General features: G+C 71.3%; 16 protein-coding genes. 6 read left to right on the forward strand and 10 right to left on the reverse strand.

Annotated features, from left to right (window positions below; translation table 11 throughout):
* Nucleotides 1–90: 90 nt before the first annotated feature.
* Nucleotides 91–741 (forward strand): GOLPH3/VPS74 family protein, encoded by a 651-nt coding sequence (locus ACVMLK_RS05210; protein ID WP_457485808.1) that lies wholly within the window; start codon nt 91–93, stop codon nt 739–741.
* A 7-nt stretch (nt 742–748) separates the two neighbouring features.
* Nucleotides 749–1,456, forward strand: a complete 708-nt coding sequence (locus tag ACVMLK_RS05215; RefSeq protein WP_422921442.1) for an SDR family oxidoreductase — start codon at nt 749–751, stop codon at nt 1,454–1,456.
* Nucleotides 1,457–1,468: 12 nt separating this feature from the next.
* Here the strand turns inward: ACVMLK_RS05215 and ACVMLK_RS05220 are convergent, their stop codons facing one another.
* Both ACVMLK_RS05220 and ACVMLK_RS05225 read right to left on the reverse strand, forming a co-directional pair.
* Nucleotides 1,469–2,455 carry a Bug family tripartite tricarboxylate transporter substrate binding protein gene (locus tag ACVMLK_RS05220; RefSeq protein WP_457485809.1) on the reverse strand — a complete coding sequence of 329 codons (987 nt, stop codon included), beginning with the start codon at nt 2,453–2,455 and terminating at the stop codon, nt 1,469–1,471.
* A 70-nt stretch (nt 2,456–2,525) separates the two neighbouring features.
* Entirely contained in the window at nt 2,526–2,999 is a 474-nt protein-coding gene (locus ACVMLK_RS05225; protein WP_422921443.1) for an META domain-containing protein, read from the reverse strand.
* 125 nt (nt 3,000–3,124) lie between these two features.
* Here ACVMLK_RS05225 and ACVMLK_RS05230 point away from each other — a divergent pair, with 125 nt between their 5' ends.
* The 4 genes from ACVMLK_RS05230 to ACVMLK_RS05245 are packed head-to-tail and all read left to right on the forward strand — an operon-like array spanning nt 3,125 to nt 6,276.
* Nucleotides 3,125–3,739 carry a GNAT family N-acetyltransferase gene (locus tag ACVMLK_RS05230; RefSeq protein WP_457485810.1) on the forward strand — a complete coding sequence of 205 codons (615 nt, stop codon included), beginning with the start codon at nt 3,125–3,127 and terminating at the stop codon, nt 3,737–3,739.
* A complete protein-coding gene (locus ACVMLK_RS05235) occupies nt 3,736–4,623 on the forward strand; it encodes a carbon-nitrogen hydrolase family protein (RefSeq protein WP_457485811.1) in 888 nt (295 codons plus the stop codon). The genes ACVMLK_RS05230 and ACVMLK_RS05235 overlap by 4 nt, the downstream gene beginning before the upstream one ends.
* On the forward strand, nt 4,620–5,798 hold the full coding sequence (gene lpxB, locus ACVMLK_RS05240) for a lipid-A-disaccharide synthase (RefSeq protein ID WP_457485812.1): 1,179 nt from the start codon (nt 4,620–4,622) through the stop codon (nt 5,796–5,798). The genes ACVMLK_RS05235 and lpxB overlap by 4 nt, the downstream gene beginning before the upstream one ends.
* 52 nt (nt 5,799–5,850) lie before the next feature.
* Complete coding sequence (locus tag ACVMLK_RS05245) at nt 5,851–6,276, forward strand: acyl-CoA thioesterase (protein ID WP_198364492.1); 426 nt, start codon at nt 5,851–5,853, stop codon at nt 6,274–6,276.
* 27 nt (nt 6,277–6,303) lie between these two features.
* Here ACVMLK_RS05245 and ACVMLK_RS05250 read toward each other — a convergent pair whose 3' ends face one another.
* From ACVMLK_RS05250 to ACVMLK_RS05285, 8 genes are read right to left on the reverse strand one after another with little or no spacing between them, the layout of a single operon-like run.
* The gene (locus ACVMLK_RS05250; protein WP_198364491.1) at nt 6,304–7,368 is read right to left on the reverse strand and encodes an ABC transporter ATP-binding protein; all 1,065 of its coding nucleotides are present in this window, start codon (nt 7,366–7,368) and stop codon (nt 6,304–6,306) included.
* Nucleotides 7,365–8,366 (reverse strand): ABC transporter ATP-binding protein, encoded by a 1,002-nt coding sequence (locus ACVMLK_RS05255; RefSeq protein WP_457485813.1) that lies wholly within the window; start codon nt 8,364–8,366, stop codon nt 7,365–7,367. Before ACVMLK_RS05255 ends, ACVMLK_RS05250 begins: the two co-directional genes overlap by 4 nt.
* A complete protein-coding gene (locus ACVMLK_RS05260) occupies nt 8,366–9,799 on the reverse strand; it encodes an amidohydrolase family protein (RefSeq protein WP_457485814.1) in 1,434 nt (477 codons plus the stop codon). Before ACVMLK_RS05260 ends, ACVMLK_RS05255 begins: the two co-directional genes overlap by 1 nt.
* A 17-nt stretch (nt 9,800–9,816) precedes the next feature.
* Entirely contained in the window at nt 9,817–11,442 is a 1,626-nt protein-coding gene (locus ACVMLK_RS05265; protein ID WP_232476784.1) for an ABC transporter substrate-binding protein, read from the reverse strand.
* Nucleotides 11,443–11,465: 23 nt separating this feature from the next.
* The gene (locus tag ACVMLK_RS05270) at nt 11,466–12,365 is read right to left on the reverse strand and encodes an ABC transporter permease (RefSeq protein WP_422921448.1); all 900 of its coding nucleotides are present in this window, start codon (nt 12,363–12,365) and stop codon (nt 11,466–11,468) included.
* Entirely contained in the window at nt 12,362–13,303 is a 942-nt protein-coding gene (locus ACVMLK_RS05275; RefSeq protein WP_198364487.1) for an ABC transporter permease, read from the reverse strand. Before ACVMLK_RS05275 ends, ACVMLK_RS05270 begins: the two co-directional genes overlap by 4 nt.
* A gap of 3 nt (nt 13,304–13,306) precedes the next feature.
* Nucleotides 13,307–14,965, reverse strand: a complete 1,659-nt coding sequence (locus ACVMLK_RS05280) for an amidohydrolase (protein ID WP_198364486.1) — start codon at nt 14,963–14,965, stop codon at nt 13,307–13,309.
* A complete protein-coding gene (locus ACVMLK_RS05285; RefSeq protein ID WP_198364485.1) occupies nt 14,965–15,738 on the reverse strand; it encodes a class II aldolase/adducin family protein in 774 nt (257 codons plus the stop codon). Before ACVMLK_RS05285 ends, ACVMLK_RS05280 begins: the two co-directional genes overlap by 1 nt.
* Between the last annotated feature and the right edge of the window lie 253 nt (nt 15,739–15,991).

Below are 15,991 nucleotides of genomic sequence, written 5' to 3' on the forward strand. Positions count from 1 at the left end.
CGCCACCCGGCCGAGGCCGCCTGCGGGCAACTTTCGTCCCCGGCCCGGCCTTAGCTTCGCGTAAGCTGGGCCAGAACCGGAGTTGCCGCCATGCGCCTGACCATGCCGGAGGAGATCCTTCTCCTCATGCTCGACGACGAAACCGGGCGTCTGATCGACCGCGCCGCCCCTTCCGGGGATTACGCCCTGGTCGGCGCCATCCTGGCCGAGCTGGCGCTGCAGGAGCGCATCCGCACGGCGCCGGCGCGGCTGACCATCGCCAATCCAGCCCCCGTCGGCGACGAGGTGCTGGACGAGGTGCTGGGCCGCATCCAGGCCGAGGCGGAGCCGCAGGACAGCCGCTGGTGGATCGAGACCCTGGCCAAGGATGCCGACCGCTTCCGGGACGCCTATTTCGACCGCTTGGTGCGGCGCGGCATCCTGAAGATGGAGGAAGGCCGCTTCCTCTGGATCTTCGCCGAGCGGCGCTATCCGCTGATCTCCGACAAGGAGGAGCGCGAGGTGAAGGGCCGGGTGATGGCGGTGATCTTCAACGACGCCGTGCCGGAGCCGCATGATTCCCTGCTGATCGGCCTGACGCGAGCCGCCGGCCTCTTTCCCCTCCTGCTGGCGCCGGCCGAGCTGGAGCGGGCGCAGCCCCGCATCGACCAGGTGGCGGACATGCAGGAGCTGAACCGCAGCCTGCTGGAGGCGGTGCGCGACATCTTCACCGAGGTGGCCCGCTACGCCCCGCTGATGTGAGGGACGCATGAGCATGGACCGGGAATCTCCCGTCGCCCTGGTCAGCGGCGGCGCGCATGGCATCGGTGCCGGCATCGCGGCCCGCCTGCGGCGGGATGGCTGGCGGGTCGTCACCGCCGATCTCCGGCCCGGCGAGGCCGGCACCCGCCATGTCCTCGCCGATGTCGCCGACGAGGCAACGGTGACGGGCCTGCTGAACGGCGTGGCGGAGCGGGAGCGCCGCCTCGACGCGCTGGTCTGCAATGCCGGCATCATGGTGCGCCGCCCGCTGGCCGAGCTCACCCTGGAGGCCTGGCGGAAGGTGCTCGACACCAACCTTACCAGCGCCTTCCTGCTGGCGCGCGCCGCCGAGCCCCTGCTGCGGGCCAGCCGTGGCAGCATCGTCACCATCGCCTCGACACGGGCGCACATGTCCGAGCCGGATACGGAATCCTATTCGGCCAGCAAGGGCGGGCTGATGGCGCTGACCCATGCCCTCGCCGTCAGCCTCGGCCCGGCGGTGCGGGTGAACTGCGTCAGCCCCGGCTGGATCGACGTGTCGGGCGAGGCGCTGCGCCCCGAGGACCATGCCCAGCACCCGGCCGGACGGGTCGGCCGGGTGGAGGACATCGCCGGCCTCGTCGCCTGGCTGGTGGGGCCGGAGGCCGGCTTCGTCACCGGCGGCGAGTTCATCGCCGACGGCGGCATGACGCGGAAGATGATCTACGCCGAGTGAGGCCTCGCCGGCTCAGTCGGCCTTCAGCCCCAGGTCGCGGGCCGCCTGGCTGAGCCGGGGTACGTCCCGCGCCAGGAAGGCGTCCAGCTCGGTGGCCGGCAGGTCGGAGACGGTGACGCCCTGCTCGGTCAGCCGCACGCGCAGGCGCGGGTCGCGGCGCCCGGTCTCCATGGCGTCGCGAAGCCGGGCGAGGATCGGCGCCGGCACCCTGGACTGGGTGAAGAGGCCCATCCAAAGGCTGAAGTCGTAATCCGCCACCCCGGCCTCCTGCATGGTCGGCACATCGGGCAGCTGGACGGCGCGTTGGGCGGAGGTCACGGCGAGGGCCCGGACCGCGCCGGTGCGGATATGCGGCACGGCGGTCGGCAGGCTGTCGAAGGAGAAGTCGGTCTCGCCCGCGATCAGCGCCGTCATCGCCGGCGCGCTGCCGCGATAGGGGACATGGATGGTCCGCATCCCCGCCTGCCGGTTCAGCAGCTCGGCGGTGAAATGGCTGGAGGAGCCGGAGCCGAAGGAGCCGAAGGTGAGCTGGTCCGGCTTCGCCCGGGCCATCGCCACCAGCTCGGCCACGCTGCGGATATCGTGCTTCTTCGGATTGACCAGCAGCACGTTGGGCAGCGAGCCGATCAGCCCCAGCGCCGCCAGGTCCTTCATCGGGTCGAGCTTCGCCTCCGGATAGATGACCGGGTTGATGGCATGGGTGGCGACGGTGCCGTGGAACAGGGTGTAGCCGTCCGGCTCGGCCTGGATGGCGGCGGCCATGCCGATATTGCCTCCCGCGCCGGGGCGGTTCTCGATCACCACCGGGCGGCCCAGCGGCCCGTTCATCGCCTCGGCCATGAGGCGGGAGGCGATGTCGGTGATGCCCCCCGGCGTGAAGGGGACGATCAGCCGCAGGGGCCGGTCGGGCCACTCCGCGGCGCGCAGGGTGGCAGGCGCCGCAAGCAGGCCGGAGGCCAGCAGCGGCAGGTGGCGGCGGGTGATGCGAAGGCGTTTCATGCGCTCTCTCTAAGCCAGGCGGAGCCCGGGTGGCGAGCCCAGGTGGCGAGCCCGGGCGGCCGGGCCCGTCCTACCGCTTCGTCGCCTCCTCCAGGACGGCGAGCGGCGCGCCGGCGGCATCCAGCAGGGTCAGCCGGCGTCCGGCGATACGATAGGCGGCCGTGGCCTCCAGCGCCGCCAGGAAGCGCGTCTCCGTCCGGCCCGCCGCCGGGTCGAGGCAGGCCATGCGGGTGGCGGCGAGCGGGCCGAGCGTCAGCCGGCCGCCCTGGCGGCGAAAGGCGCCGGTGAAGCGGTTGCAGCCGCCCGATCCGCTGGCCCGCCCCGTCCGGGCGTCGAGATGCAGGGAGGCCTCGCGCTGCCCGGGTCCCGTCGCCACCGGCTCGTCCCCCAGGCGGACCAGGCGCCAGTCCAGGCTCTCCGGCTCCTGATCGGGGCCGGCCGGGCCGGCGGGCGTCTCCGCCCCGGGCGCGGCGCAGGCCGGGACCAGGCCGGCGAGCCCGGCCAGGGCGATGGCGCGCGTCAGGGCCTCGCGTCGTGGGAGCATGGCTTTCTCCTTCTCGCCGTGTCTCCGCCCAGGCTAGCCGCGCCCCCCCGCTTGTCGAGGGCCCGGCCTGGCCGCCCTGCCCGCCGGCACGTGACCCGGCGGCGCTTCCGGCCTATCTGGAAGCCATGCGACCTTCGACCCTCCGCTTCAGGACCCTGCATGGCGCCGATCTGCGGCCCTGGCTGCCGGAGCTCGGCCGCCTGCGCATCGCCGTCTTCCGCGACTGGCCCTATCTCTACGAGGGCGACGAGGCCCATGAGGCGAAGTATCTGCGCGGCTATGCCGAAACGCCCGGCGCGGCGGTGATCGTGGCCTTCGACGGCGAGCAGCCGGTCGGCGCCGCCACCTGCGAACCCCTGGCCGGTACGCACGGGCCGGTGCGCGACACCTTCCTGGCGGCCGGCCTCGACCCGGCGCGCTTCTGCTACTTCGGCGAGAGCGTCCTGCTGCCCGCCTGGCGCGGCCAGGGCGCGGGGCTGCGATTCTTCGCGCTGCGCGAGGCGCAGGCCGCGCGCCTGGGGGCCGATTTCGCCACCTTCTGCGCCGTGCGCCGCGATCCGGCCGATCCGCGCCGCCCCGCCGCCTATGTCCCGCTCGACGGCTTCTGGCGCAGGCGCGGCTACACGTCCTACCCCGCCCTCACCTGCCGCATGACCTGGCGCGAGCCCGGCGGCGCGGCGGAGATCCCGCATGAGCTGAGCTTCTGGATGAAGCCGATCGCCGGAGCGCCCCTGCCATGACCGCCCTTCGCCTCGCCCTGATGCAGTATCCGGTGGAGCGGCCGGACAGTGTCGCGAGCTGGGGCGCCAAGCTCGACCGCTGGCTGGCCGAGGCCCGCGACCAGGGCGCCGGTCTCGCCGTGCTGCCGGAATATGCCTGCGTCGAGCTGGGCTCCGCCCTGGCCGGCAAGGCGCCGGCCGGGGAGGCGGAGGAGCTGGCCGCCATGGTCGAGGCCGCGCCGCGGATCCTGGACCGCATGCGCGAGGCGGCCATGGCCGCCGGCCTGTGGCTGCTGCCGGGCACCCTGCCCCAGCGCGACGCCGACGGCGCCGTCCGCAACCGCGCGCCCCTGATCGCGCCCGACGGCCGCCTGGCCTTCCAGGACAAGCACGCCATGACCCGCTTCGAGGCGGAGCGCTGGGGCGTCACGGCCGGCGCGCCACCGCGCGTCTTCGACACCCCCTGGGGCCGGATCGGCATCTCCATCTGCTACGACAGCGAGTTCCCCGACCACGTCCGCACACAGGTCGAGGCCGGCGCCTGGCTGATCCTCGCCCCCTCCTGTACCGACACGCCGCACGGCTTCAACCGGGTCCGGGTCTCCGCCGCCGCGCGCGCGCTGGAGAACCAGTGCTTCGTCGCGGTCAGCCCGACGGTGGGCGAGGCGCCATGGTCGGCGGCGCTCGACCGCAACCGAGGCCGTGCCGCCGTCCTCGGCCCGATCGACCGCGGCTTCCCGGAGGATGGCGTGATCACCGAGGGGGTGCCGGACAGGCCGCAATGGCTGCTGGCCGATCTCGACCCGGCGCGGATCGCGACCGTGCGGCGCGAGGGGGCGGTGTTCAACCACCGCGACTGGCCCGCGGGCCGCTTCCCCGCCGCCACGCCGGCCGCCTTCGCGTGACGCTGGTCTATCTGGTCGCCGGCGAGGCCTCCGGCGACATGCTGGGCGCCCGGCTGGTCGCGGCGCTGCGCCGCCGCCGGCCGGACCTCGCCTTCGCCGGCGTGGGGGGCGAGCGCATGGCGGAGCAGGGCGTGCCCAGCCTCTTCCCGATGCGCGAACTGGCGCTGATGGGGCTGATGGAGGTGCTGCCCAACCTGCGCCGGCTCGCCCGGCGCCTCGAGGAGACGGTGGCCGACATCCGGGCGCGCCGCCCGGCGCTCGTCGTCACCATCGACAGTCCGGGCTTCACCCTGCGCGTGGCGCGGCGGGTGAAGCCGCTGGGCTTCCCCGTGCTGCATTATGTCGCGCCGCAGGTCTGGGCCTGGCGGCCGGGGCGGGTGAAGCGCATCGCGCACGAGGTGGACCGCATCCTCGCCCTGCTGCCCTTCGAGCCGCCCTTCTTCGAGAAGGCCGGCATCCCCGTCACCTTCGTCGGCCACTCCATCCTGGAATCGGGCGCCGACCGGGGCGATGCGGCGCGCTTCCGCGCCGCGCACGGGCTCTCGCCGGAGGACCGCGTCCTGCTGGTCATGCCCGGCAGCCGCCGCAGCGAGACCGGGCGGCTGCTGCCGGTCTTCGGCGAGGCCCTGGCCCGTACCGCCGCGGCCGTGCCGCGCCTTCGCCCCGTCGTGCCGCTGGCCGGGCCGGTGGAGGAGGAGGTGCGGGCGGTGACGGCGCGCTGGTCCCCGGCCCCCCTGCTGCTCCGGGGGGTCGCGGAGAAGTACGACGCCTTCGCCGCCGCCCGGGAGAGCGAGGGGGCCGGGCTGATCAAGTCGGGCACCTCCTCGCTGGAGGTGGCGCTGGCGGGCGTGCCGATGGCGGTGGGCTACCGGGTCAACCCGGTCTCGGCGATGATCGCGCGGCGGCTGCTGAAGGTGCGCTTCGTCAGCATCGTCAACCTGCTGGCCGATGCCGAGATCGTGCCCGAGTATCTGCAGGAACGATGCACGCCGGCGCTGCTCTCGGCCGCGCTGATCCGCCTGCTGACCGACCCCGCCGCCGCCGCCGCGCAGCGCGACCGCTTCCGCCACCTGCTGGACCGGTTGCGCCCGCCCGAGGGGCTGCCGAGCGAGGCCGCCGCCGGCGCGGTGCTGCGCATGCTGGAGGAAGGCCGGACCCTTCCGGCAGGGGGCTGACAGCGCCACGCCAGCGCCGCATGCTGCGCCCCCCGCGACACAGGGAGACCCCATGCCCAACGACACCCGGCTGAAGCAGCGCGCGACCTATGGCTTCTGGACCGCCGAGCGCGTGCGCTTCGGCGACACCGACCGGCTCGGGCATGTCAACAATGCCGTCTACTCGACCTATTTCGAGACCGCCCGGGTGGAGTTGATGGACCAGTTGATCCGCGGGCCGGAGAGCTACTTCGTCATCGCCCGCATGGCCATCGACTTCACCGCCGAGCTGCGCGAGCTGGGTCCGATCGAGATCGGCACCGCCATCACCGGCATCGGCCGCTCCTCCTTCACCACCGGCCAGGCGGTCTTCCAGGGCGCGCTCTGCGCCGCGACCGGCGAAGGCACGGTGGTGCTGATCGACGCCGCGACACGCCGCGCGACACCGCTGCCGGAGGAGATGCGGGCCAGGCTGGAGGCGCTGATGCCGCCGGCCTGATCCCGCTGGCCCGAGCCCTCCGCCGGCTCAGGCCGCCGCCTTGCGCCGCGCCGCGTCGTAGAGCGCGAGGCGTTTCGCCGCCGCCTCGGTGAGGCCGCCGGAATAGTCGAGGCCGGGATCCGGCAGGGATTCCGCGAAATGGCAGGCCACCTGCTGCCCCTGCAGATCCCGCAGCGCCGGAACCTCGCTGCGGCAGCGATCCTGCGCGAAGGGGCAACGGGTGTGGAACCGGCAGCCCGGCGGCACCGCCATCGGGCTCGGCACGTCGCCGCCGAGCGGCGTCACGCGGCCGCGCCGCGACGGATCGGGGTGCGGGATGGCGGCCAGCAGCGCCCGGGTATAGGGATGCCGCGGCCTGGCGAAGAGGGCGCGCTTCTCGCCGACCTCCATCACCGCACCGAGATACATCACCGCGATGCGGTCGGCCATGTGCTTCACCACGGCGAGATCGTGCGCGATGAAGAGGTAGGAGAGGCCGAGCCGGGCCTGCAGATCCTTCATCAGGTTGACGACCTGCGCCTGGATCGAGACATCCAGCGCGGAGACCGGCTCGTCGCAGACGACGAGGTCGGGCTCCACCGCCAGGGCGCGCGCGATGCCGATGCGCTGGCGCTGCCCGCCGGAGAATTCGTGCGGATAGCGGTCGGCGTGGAAGGGCCGCAGCCCGACCAGGGCGAGCAGTTCCTGCACCTTGGCGCGGCGGCTGGCCTCGTTGCCAATGCCGTGCACCGCCATCGGCTCGGCGATGGCGTCACCCACCGTCAGGCGCGGATTGAGGCTGGCATAGGGGTCCTGAAACACGATCTGCATGCGCCGCCGGAGCGCGCGCATGGCACCGCCATCGACCTTCGTGACGTCCTGGCCGTCGAAACGGATGCGGCCGGCGGAGGGCTCGATGAGGCGCAGCACCAGCCGCGCCGTGGTCGACTTGCCGCAGCCGGATTCGCCCACCAGCGCCAGGGTCTCGCCCCGGTTCAGGGTGAAGGAGACACCGTCCACGGCCCGCACCGCGCCGACCTGCTTCTGCAGCAGCAGGCCCTTCTTCACCGGATAGTGCTTGGCGAGGCCATCCACCTCGAGAAGCGCGCTCATGCCGCCGTCTCCAGGGCCAGGGACTCCTCGACCGGCGCGCGCAGGCAGGCCACCTCGTGGCCCGGGGCGACCTCCCGCAGCAGCGGCATCTCCGTCCGGCAGGGCGCGATGGCGAAGGGGCAGCGCGGGTTGAAGCGGCAGCCCTCGGGGAAGGCGAAGGGCGGCGGCACGGCGCCGTCGATGGCAAGCAGCCGCTCGCGCTCCTCGTCCAGGCGCGGCACGGACCCCAGCAGGCCCAGCGTATAGGGATGCTGCGGGTCCTCGAAGAGCGCGCGCGCGGCGGTGCGCTCGACAACGCGGCCGGCATACATCACCGCGACCTCGTCGGCCATCTCGGCGACGACGCCGAGATCGTGGGTGATCAGGATGATCGACATGCCGGTGTCCTGCTGCAACTCGCGCAGCAGGTCGAGGATCTGCGCCTGCACCGTGACGTCGAGCGCGGTGGTCGGCTCATCGGCGATCAGCAGGCGGGGCCGGCAGGCCAGCGCCATGGCGATCATCACGCGCTGCCGCATGCCGCCCGAGAGCTGATGCGGATACTCGTCGAAGCGCCGCTCCGGCGAGGGGATGCGGACACGCTTCAGCGCGGCGATGGCCTGTTCCTTCAGGCTGGCCGCGTTGTCCTTCGGCGCGTGCACGCGCATCGCCTCGACCAGCTGCCGGCCCACGCTGTGCACCGGGTTGAGGCTGGTCATCGGTTCCTGGAAGATCATGGCGATCTGCCCGCCGCGCACCTGCCGCATCTCGGCGGTGGACAGATCGAGCAGGTTTCGATCCTCCAGGAGCACACGACCTTCCGTGGTCCGGCCGGGCGGCGGCACCAGCCGCATGATGGACAGGGAGAGCATCGACTTGCCGCAACCGCTCTCGCCGACGATGCCGAGGGTGCGGCCGCGCGGCACGGAGAGATCGACCCCGTCCACCGCGCGCACCAGGCCGGAGGAGGTCTTGAAGACGGTGCGAAGGCCTTCGATTCGCAGGAGATCCGGTTGCATCAGGCCCATCGGAAAGTGGGAGGGGAAATCTTCTCGGCCGAACGGTGCGCCCAGTCCATCCGCGGCGTCCGTTCAATGATCCGCTTCTGCGCCTCATGCAGATGCGCGGCGGCGCCTTCGTAATCCATGGTCAGAACCTTGCCGTCCCGCACCACCGCCTCGCCATCGACATGCACGGCACGGATGGCGCGGTCGCCGGCGGCGTAGATCAGGCTGCGCATCGGGTCGCGCGCCGGGCGCATCATCGGGTGGGTGACATCGACCATGACGAAATCGGCGCGGCATCCCGCGGCCAGCCGGCCGATATCCTCGCGTCCCAGGGCCGTTGCGCCGCCGATGGTGGCGGCATCGAACAGATCCGTCGAGCTGAGGCTGCGCGGATCGCCCGACTGGGTGCGCGCGATGTAGGAGACCAGCCGCAGTTCGTCGAGCATGTTGTGCGGATAGGTGTCGGTGCCGATGCCCATGTTCACGCCGCGCTTGCGGTAGCGGCCGAAATGCTGCAGCGAGATGCCGCGCCGGGCGAAGACCGTCGGGCAATGCGCCACGGTGGTGCCGGTGGCCGCCAGCCGGTCGAGGTCGTTCTCGGTGTGCCAGCGGGTGCTCGGATGGTCGTCGAGGAAGATGCCGTGACCGATGATCGAGCGGTCCGACAGCAGGCCCTGGCTGTCCAGCCAGCCGATCGGCGTCAGCCCGTGGCGGCGGGTGATCTCGTGGAACTCGACCACCGATTGCGCCGCGTGGATCTGCCAGGCCACGCCGCGCGCCCGGGCCTCCTGGAAGCTCTCGCGCAGCAGCGTCTCGGAGCAGGTGTCGATCTGCGCCGGCACCACCATGCCGAACAGCCGGCCGGAGGGGTGCTGCGCGGCGCGCTCGATCAGCCCCAGCGCCTCGCCCATCGCCTTCTCGCCGGCCGCCTCGTCCCATTCATACTCGACGACATGGCCGTTCCGGGTGAACCAGCGGGCGGAGCGGAACATCGGCGCGATGCAGACCCGCATGCCGCTCTCGCCCAGCAGGTCGAGCCAGCCGGGATGCGCCATGGACAGATCGGCCACCGTGGTCACGCCGGAGAGCAGCAGTTCCGACAGCGCCACGCGGACGCAGGACGGCACGGCCTCCGCGTCGGCGCGGAAGATCGGCAGATACTCGTAGAGGGAGGAATTGTAGAGCCCCGGCGTGCCGATCTCGTCGATCAGCCCCTTGTTCATCGGCTCCGAGGAGGGGTGGCAGTGGATGTTCACCAGGCCGGGCATGACCATCATGCCGCGGCCGTCGATCACCTCATCGGCCGGGCCATCATAGCCACGGCCGACAAAGGTGATCTGGCCGTCGCGATAGGCCACCTCCGCATCCGTCAGGTAGGTGTGCTGCCGCGCCGAGGCATCCCAGGCGATGACGAGGTCGGCGTCGCGGATGACGGTGGTGGTCATCGGTCCTTTTCCTTCGCTCAGCGGGTCAGGCGGATGTCGAGGCCCTTGTAGAGGGCGACACCGTAGATCCCGTGCGGACGCACGCCCTCGACCCGCGGGCCGGAGACCACCCAGAGCGGCTGGCGGATCAGCGGCAGCCAGGGGCTGGCTTCGGCCAGCTGCTCCTGGACCGTGCCGATCGCCTGAGCGCGGTCGGCCGGCTCGAGCGCGGTCTTGGCCGCGTTGATCAGATTGTCGGTCTTCTCGTCCTTCCAGTTCATGCGGTTCGGCGTCGGCGTGTTGGTGCTCGGGAAGTAGAGCGCCAGCGCGTCCGTCGCCGAGGCATAGGGGTAGGACATGATGAAGGCGTCGAACTCCTGCGTCGCCAGCTTGCCCCAGGCCACCGTGGCATCCCAGAGCTGGATCCGCATCTCGACGCCGATGCGGCGCAGATCCGCCTGGATCGCCTGCGTCATGCCGTTGTTGTAGGTCTGCTGGATGCCGTAGATCAGGAAGCTGGCCCGCTGCCCGTCCTTGACGCGGATGCCGTCGCTGCCCGGCTTCCACCCCGCCTCGTCCAGCAGCTTCCGCGCCGCGTCGGGATCATGCGACGGCATGGCCTTGGCCGCCTGGGCGCTGGCGTCCAGCGCGTTGGGGTTGATGTAGGCATCCGCCACCTCGCCGGCGCCGAACCAGACCGCCTTGTTGATGGCCTCCTTGTTGACCGCCATGTTGATGGCGCGGCGCACCACCGGGTCGTTCATGACCGGCTTGTCGACCTTGAAGCCGACGAAATTGTCGTAGAAGTAGTTCGGCTGCTGCACCAGCTTGAGCGTCGGGATGCGCTTCAGCCCGTCCAGCGCGAAGTACGGGATCCACTGCGTCACGTCGCCCTGGCCGGACTGGACCGCCGCCAGACGGGTGTTCGCCTCCGGGATGACACGCAGCGAGATGCGGTCCACCTGCGGCGAGGGGTTCTTGTAGATCGGCGGCCCCCAGTTGTAGGCCGGGTTCTTGGTCAGCACCATTTCCTGCCGCGGCGCCCAGCTGGCCCAGCAGTAGGGGCCGACGCCGTTGAAGCCCTGCACGCCGAAGTTGTCGCCGAGCTTCTCGACCGTCGCCTGGTCGACCATGCCGGCGAAGTACTGCGCCAGCTGCAGCAGCAGCTCGCTATACGGCGCGGTCAGCTCGTACTCCACCGTGTGGTCATCGACCGCGCGCACCTCCTTCACCGGTCCGGCGCGCCACTTGACCGGGCTGCGCGTGGCCGGGTCGATCCAGCGATTGATGCTGTAGACCACGTCCTTCGCCGTGAAGGGCTTGCCGTCGCAGAACTTGACGCCCTGCTTCAGCTTGAAGGTGTAGGTCTTGCCGTCCTCGCTGACCGTCCAGCTCTCGGCAAGGCCGGGGCGGACGGTCTTCTGGTCCCAGTCCATCGAGACCAGCGTGTCGGTCAGCAGGAACAGCGCCTCGCCGGCCGCGGTCGCGGTGGTGCGGTGCGGGTCGTAGCGGTCGGCGTCGATCTCGCGCAGCACGACCAGCGTGCCCTTCGGCGCCATCTGCGCCGTGGCCTGGCCGGCGGGGAGCATCCCCGCGAGGGAGAGCATGGTGCCACCGAGCAGGGCGGCGGCGCGGCGTCGGCCGGCCATGAGGACACTGGACATTCTTGGCCCTTTCTCGAGGAGGTCTAGACGCGCAGGCGCGGGTCGAGCGCATCGCGCAGCGCATCGCCCAGCAGGTTGAAGGTCAGCACCACGACGAAGATCACGACGCAGGGCAGCACGGCGATATGCGGCGCGAAGAACAGGAAGCTCCGCCCTTCGGAGGCCATGGCGCCCAGCTCCGCCACGGGCGGCTGCGCGCCGAGGCCGAGGAAGGAGAGCGCCGAGCCCAGCAGGATCACCTGGCCGAAGCGCAGCGTGGCGAAGACGAAGATCGGCGAGAGGCAGTTGGGCGCCAGATGCCGCAGGATCAGCCGCCCATCCCCCATGCCGGTGGCCCGCGCCGCCTCGATGTAGTCCTGCCGCATCACCACGAGCGCGTTGCCGCGCACGATGCGCGCCATCAGCGGCACGGTGGCGACCGAGAGCGCCAGGATCACCGCCGGGATGCCCGGGCCGAAGATCGCCGCGATGGCGAGGCCGAAGAGGATGGCGGGGAAGGAGAGCAGCACGTCCATCAGCCGCATCAGCAGCCCGTCGATCCGCCTGTAGTAGGCGGAGGCGAATCCGATGATCGCGCCGGCCACGCCGCCCAGGAGCACCGAGGCGCCGCCCATCAGCAGCGTGGCCCGCAGCCCGTAGAGCAGGCGGGTGATCATGTCCCGCCCCTGGCTGTCGGCGCCCAGCAGCAGGCCCGGCGCGCCCGGTGCCGTCATCGCCGAGGCCAGGTCGTTGTCGAAGGGATCGGTGGGCGCCAGCACCGGCGCCAGCGCGGCGGCCAGGATCAGCAGCACCGCGACGATCAGAGACACCGCCGCCACCGGCTCGCGCAGCAGCCGGCTCAACGTGCCCGGCCGCTTCGGCGTGCCGGGGGCGACCGGTGTGGCGGCCGCCGCGGCCGTGGAGTTCACGCTCGCCATGCTCATGCCCCCCGCATGCGCGGATCGAGCGCGGCATAGAGCACATCGACCAGGAGATTGATCAGGATGAAGCCGAGGGAGAGCACGATGATGGTCCCCTGCGCCATCGGGAAGTCGGAGGAGAGGATGGCGCCCACCGCCAGCCGGCCGACGCCGGGCCAGGAGAAGACGGTCTCGGTCACCACCGCGCCGCCGAGCAGGAAGCCGATCTGCAACCCGATCAGCGTCACCACCGGGATCAGCGCGTTGCGCAGCGCGTGGTGCAGCACCACGGCACCCTCCCCGAGGCCCTTGGCCCGGGCGGTGCGGACATGCTCGGCGCCCAGCACCTCAAGCACGGCCGTGCGCGTCATGCGGGCCACGGGGGCGATGAAGACGCCGCCCAGCGTCAACGCCGGCAGCGCCACCGCCTGCCAGCCCTCGAGGGTCCAGAGCGGGCCGCCGCGCCCGGTGAAGGGCAGCAGCTGCCACTGGAAGCCAACCAGCCAGATCAGCATCAATCCCAGGAAGAAGACCGGCACGGAGCCGCCCGCCACCGACAGGGCGGTGACGAAACGGTCGAGCAGCGAGCCGCGCCAATAGGCGCCGATGGTGCCGAGCGCGATGCCGATCGGGATCGACCAGAAGAGCGAGGCGAACATCAGCTCGAGCGTCGGGCCGATGGTGGCGCCCAGCTCCTGCGTCACCGGGACATTGTTGATGATGGAGACACCGAAGTCGCCCTGCAGCAGCCGCCAGAGATAGATGCCGAACTGCACGTAGAGCGGCTGGTCCAGGCCGAGATCGCGGCGGATCTCCGCGATCAGCTCGGCCGTGGCCGTGGGACCGGCCCGCACCGTCGCCGGGTCGGTCGGCACCACCTGCATCAGAAGGAAGCCGATGAGCAGCACGCCGAAGAGAACCGGCACCGCCATCAGAAGGCGTTGAAGCGCGTGACGCAGCATCGGTCAGTCCGCGGCGCCGGCCAGCGCGGCGGCCTCGCCATGGCGGTCGAAGAGAACCTTGCCGCCGCGCAGCGTCAGGTCGGCCTGCGTGGTCAGGATGTCCTCCGGCGCGACGGTGAACAGGTCGCGCGAGAAGACGGCGATGTCCGCCTGCATGCCCGGCTCCAGCGTGCCGCGCTCGCTCTCGGCGAACTGCGAATACGCGCCGCACCAGGTGTAGCAGTGCATCGCCTGCTCGGGCGTCAGGCACTCCCCGGCACCCAGCACCGTGCCGCGATTGGTCTTGCGCGTGACCATGGTGAACAGGTTCTGGAACGGGTTCACCGTGCAGACCGGGCTGTCCGAGGAGGCCGCCGGATGGTGCCCCTCCTCCAGCCAGGTGCGCATCGGATAGGCCGCCTCGGTGCGCTCGCGGCCGAGGTTGCGGAGGTAGAGATCGCCGAACTCGTACATGAAGAGCGGCTGCGGAATGGGGATGATGCCATGCCGCAACATGCGCCGCCGCTGGTCGGCGTTGAGGAAGCCGCAGTGCTCGATGCGGTGGCGCCGCCCCTCGATCGGCTGCGCCGGGGTGGAGGCGCGCTCCATCGCCACCAGCACCTGCTCGATGCCGGCGTCGCCGATGGCATGGATGTCGAGCTGCCACCCCTGCGCGTGGTAATGCGCCAGCATCTCCTGCATCGCCGCGTCGGGGAAGCAGAAGATGCCGGTGCCGCCGCCGGCGCTCTCCAGATAGGGATCGAAGAAGGCGGCGGTGAGCCCGCCCGCCGAGCCGTCGCCGAAGACCTTCACCGCGCCCCAGGCCAGCAGATCCTCGGCCCGCTCGCCGACCGAGACCGAGGGCCGCAGCCCCTCCTCCCAGGCGGCGCGGGCGATGCCCTCGGGGTTGCCGGCCAGCACCTGCCACATGCGCTGCATCAGCCGCCCCTCGGCCGCGGCGCGGCGATAGGCGCCGATCTCGGCCATGCCGGCGGTCATGCCGACGTTCATGTCGCTGGCGGAGGCGAAGCCGAGGGCCGCGAGCTCGCGTCCGGCTGCCTCGATGGCGGCGACCATCTGCGCCTCGCCGGGCGGCGGCATGACGTCGCGGATCAGGCGCATCGCCCGTTCCTGGAACAGGCCGGTGAGCTGCCCGCCCTTGCGCTCGATGGCGCCACCCTCGGGATCGGGCGTGTTGTGGCCGACGCCGGCACGCTTCATCGCCGCGCTGTTGGCCACGGCGACATGGCCGCAGGTGCGCACGATGAAGACCGGATGATCGGGCGCCACGCGGTCCAGCTCGCCGGCGAGCGGATGCCGGCCGATATCCAGCTCGCCGTGATCGTAGCCGCGGCCCAGGATCCATTCGCCCTTCGGCGTGTTCCGCGCCGCGGCGGCGATGCGCGCCAGCACCTCGTCCAGCGTGCGGACCTCTTCCGGCCGCAGGTTCACCTGCGACAGGCCGAGGCCATAGGGCAGGAGGTGCATATGCGCCTCGTTCAGCGCCGGTGTCGCCACCCGCCCGCCGAGGTCGATGCGGCGCGTTCCGGCACCGGCCAGCGGCGCCACCTCATCGAGGCTGCCGATGGCGAGGACGCGGCCGTCCTTCACCGCCATCGCCTCGGCGAAGCCGGCCGAGAGACCACGGAAGATGCGGCCGCCGGAGATCAGCAGATCAGCCATTACGCGCGCCAGTCCGGCTTGCTGCCTTCGATGAGTTGCAAGGCCGATCCCCAGGCCCATTCGGCATGCGCCAGCGAGCGCGCCGGATCGCCGTTGAACTGCGCGGCGGTCCTGAGGCGGACCTCCTCCGGCGGCAGCACCAGCTCGGCGCCGCCCGCGAGCGCCGCCACCTGCGCCTGGCAGGCGCGCTCCAGGTAGTAGATCAGGTTGAAGGCCTCGGGGATGCTGCGGCCGGCGACCAGCAGGCCGTGGTTGCGCAGGATCATGGCCTTGTTCGTGCCGAGGTCGGCGACCAGGCGCTCGCGCTCGTCGAGATCCAGCGCGATGCCCTCATAGCCGTGATAGGCGAGATGGCCGTAGAACTTCAGCGCGTGCTGGCTGATCGGCAGCAGCCCCTGCTTCTGCGCCGAGACGGCGATGCCGGCGGCGGTGTGCGTGTGGACGACGCAGAAGGCATCATCGCGCGACATGTGCAGCGCCGAATGGATGGTGAAGCCCGCCGCGTTGACCTGCTTGGTCTCAGCTCCCTCCTCGACGATATTGCCGTGGAGATCGATCTTCACCAGGTCGCTGGCCTTCATCTGATCGAAGAGCACGCCATAGCGGTTGATCAGGAAGTGGTGCTCGGGGCCTGGAACCCGTGCGCTGATATGGGTGTAGATGAAGTCGGTCATGCGGAAATGCGCGACGAGGCGGTAGAGCGCCGCGAGGTCGCAGCGGATCTGCCATTCCTCTTCGGAGCAGTTCATCAGCGGTGCGGTGGCGATGTTCATGACAGATCCCCTCGGGTTGATGAAATGTCATCATGCCCGCAGGCACCGTCAATCGGTCGATTTGCCTTCGCGATGCAGCAAACAGCGCGCCTGCCTGGATTCGAGGCAAAACCCGGCCGGGGACGCCACGCCACCGGGCATACGCGAGACTCCCTCGGATCGGCGCAATTGCCCTGCGATACCTTCTTCGCACAAGGCCCGCTCCGAGGTCCGAAATGCCTTCCTCAGGCGGATCGCGGGCCTTCCACGCTGG

The organism is Teichococcus aerofrigidensis (assembly GCF_054073225.1).

What these genes read in the sequence shown, in the direction of transcription:
- ACVMLK_RS05270 (WP_422921448.1), bottom strand. Translation starts at nt 12,365, where the DNA reads ATGAGCATGGCGAGCGTGAACTCCACGGCCGCGGCGGCCGCCACACCG.
- ACVMLK_RS05285 (WP_198364485.1), bottom strand. Translation starts at nt 15,738, where the DNA reads ATGAACATCGCCACCGCACCGCTGATGAACTGCTCCGAAGAGGAATGG.
- ACVMLK_RS05250 (WP_198364491.1), bottom strand. Translation starts at nt 7,368, where the DNA reads ATGAGCGCGCTTCTCGAGGTGGATGGCCTCGCCAAGCACTATCCGGTG.
- ACVMLK_RS05280 (WP_198364486.1), bottom strand. Translation starts at nt 14,965, where the DNA reads ATGGCTGATCTGCTGATCTCCGGCGGCCGCATCTTCCGTGGTCTCTCG.
- ACVMLK_RS05210 (WP_457485808.1), top strand. Translation starts at nt 91, where the DNA reads ATGCGCCTGACCATGCCGGAGGAGATCCTTCTCCTCATGCTCGACGAC.
- ACVMLK_RS05275 (WP_198364487.1), bottom strand. Translation starts at nt 13,303, where the DNA reads ATGCTGCGTCACGCGCTTCAACGCCTTCTGATGGCGGTGCCGGTTCTC.
- ACVMLK_RS05260 (WP_457485814.1), bottom strand. Translation starts at nt 9,799, where the DNA reads ATGACCACCACCGTCATCCGCGACGCCGACCTCGTCATCGCCTGGGAT.
- ACVMLK_RS05215 (WP_422921442.1), top strand. Translation starts at nt 749, where the DNA reads ATGAGCATGGACCGGGAATCTCCCGTCGCCCTGGTCAGCGGCGGCGCG.
- ACVMLK_RS05235 (WP_457485811.1), top strand. Translation starts at nt 3,736, where the DNA reads ATGACCGCCCTTCGCCTCGCCCTGATGCAGTATCCGGTGGAGCGGCCG.
- ACVMLK_RS05265 (WP_232476784.1), bottom strand. Translation starts at nt 11,442, where the DNA reads ATGTCCAGTGTCCTCATGGCCGGCCGACGCCGCGCCGCCGCCCTGCTC.
- ACVMLK_RS05245 (WP_198364492.1), top strand. Translation starts at nt 5,851, where the DNA reads ATGCCCAACGACACCCGGCTGAAGCAGCGCGCGACCTATGGCTTCTGG.
- ACVMLK_RS05230 (WP_457485810.1), top strand. Translation starts at nt 3,125, where the DNA reads ATGCGACCTTCGACCCTCCGCTTCAGGACCCTGCATGGCGCCGATCTG.
- ACVMLK_RS05255 (WP_457485813.1), bottom strand. Translation starts at nt 8,366, where the DNA reads ATGCAACCGGATCTCCTGCGAATCGAAGGCCTTCGCACCGTCTTCAAG.
- ACVMLK_RS05225 (WP_422921443.1), bottom strand. Translation starts at nt 2,999, where the DNA reads ATGCTCCCACGACGCGAGGCCCTGACGCGCGCCATCGCCCTGGCCGGG.
- ACVMLK_RS05220 (WP_457485809.1), bottom strand. Translation starts at nt 2,455, where the DNA reads ATGAAACGCCTTCGCATCACCCGCCGCCACCTGCCGCTGCTGGCCTCC.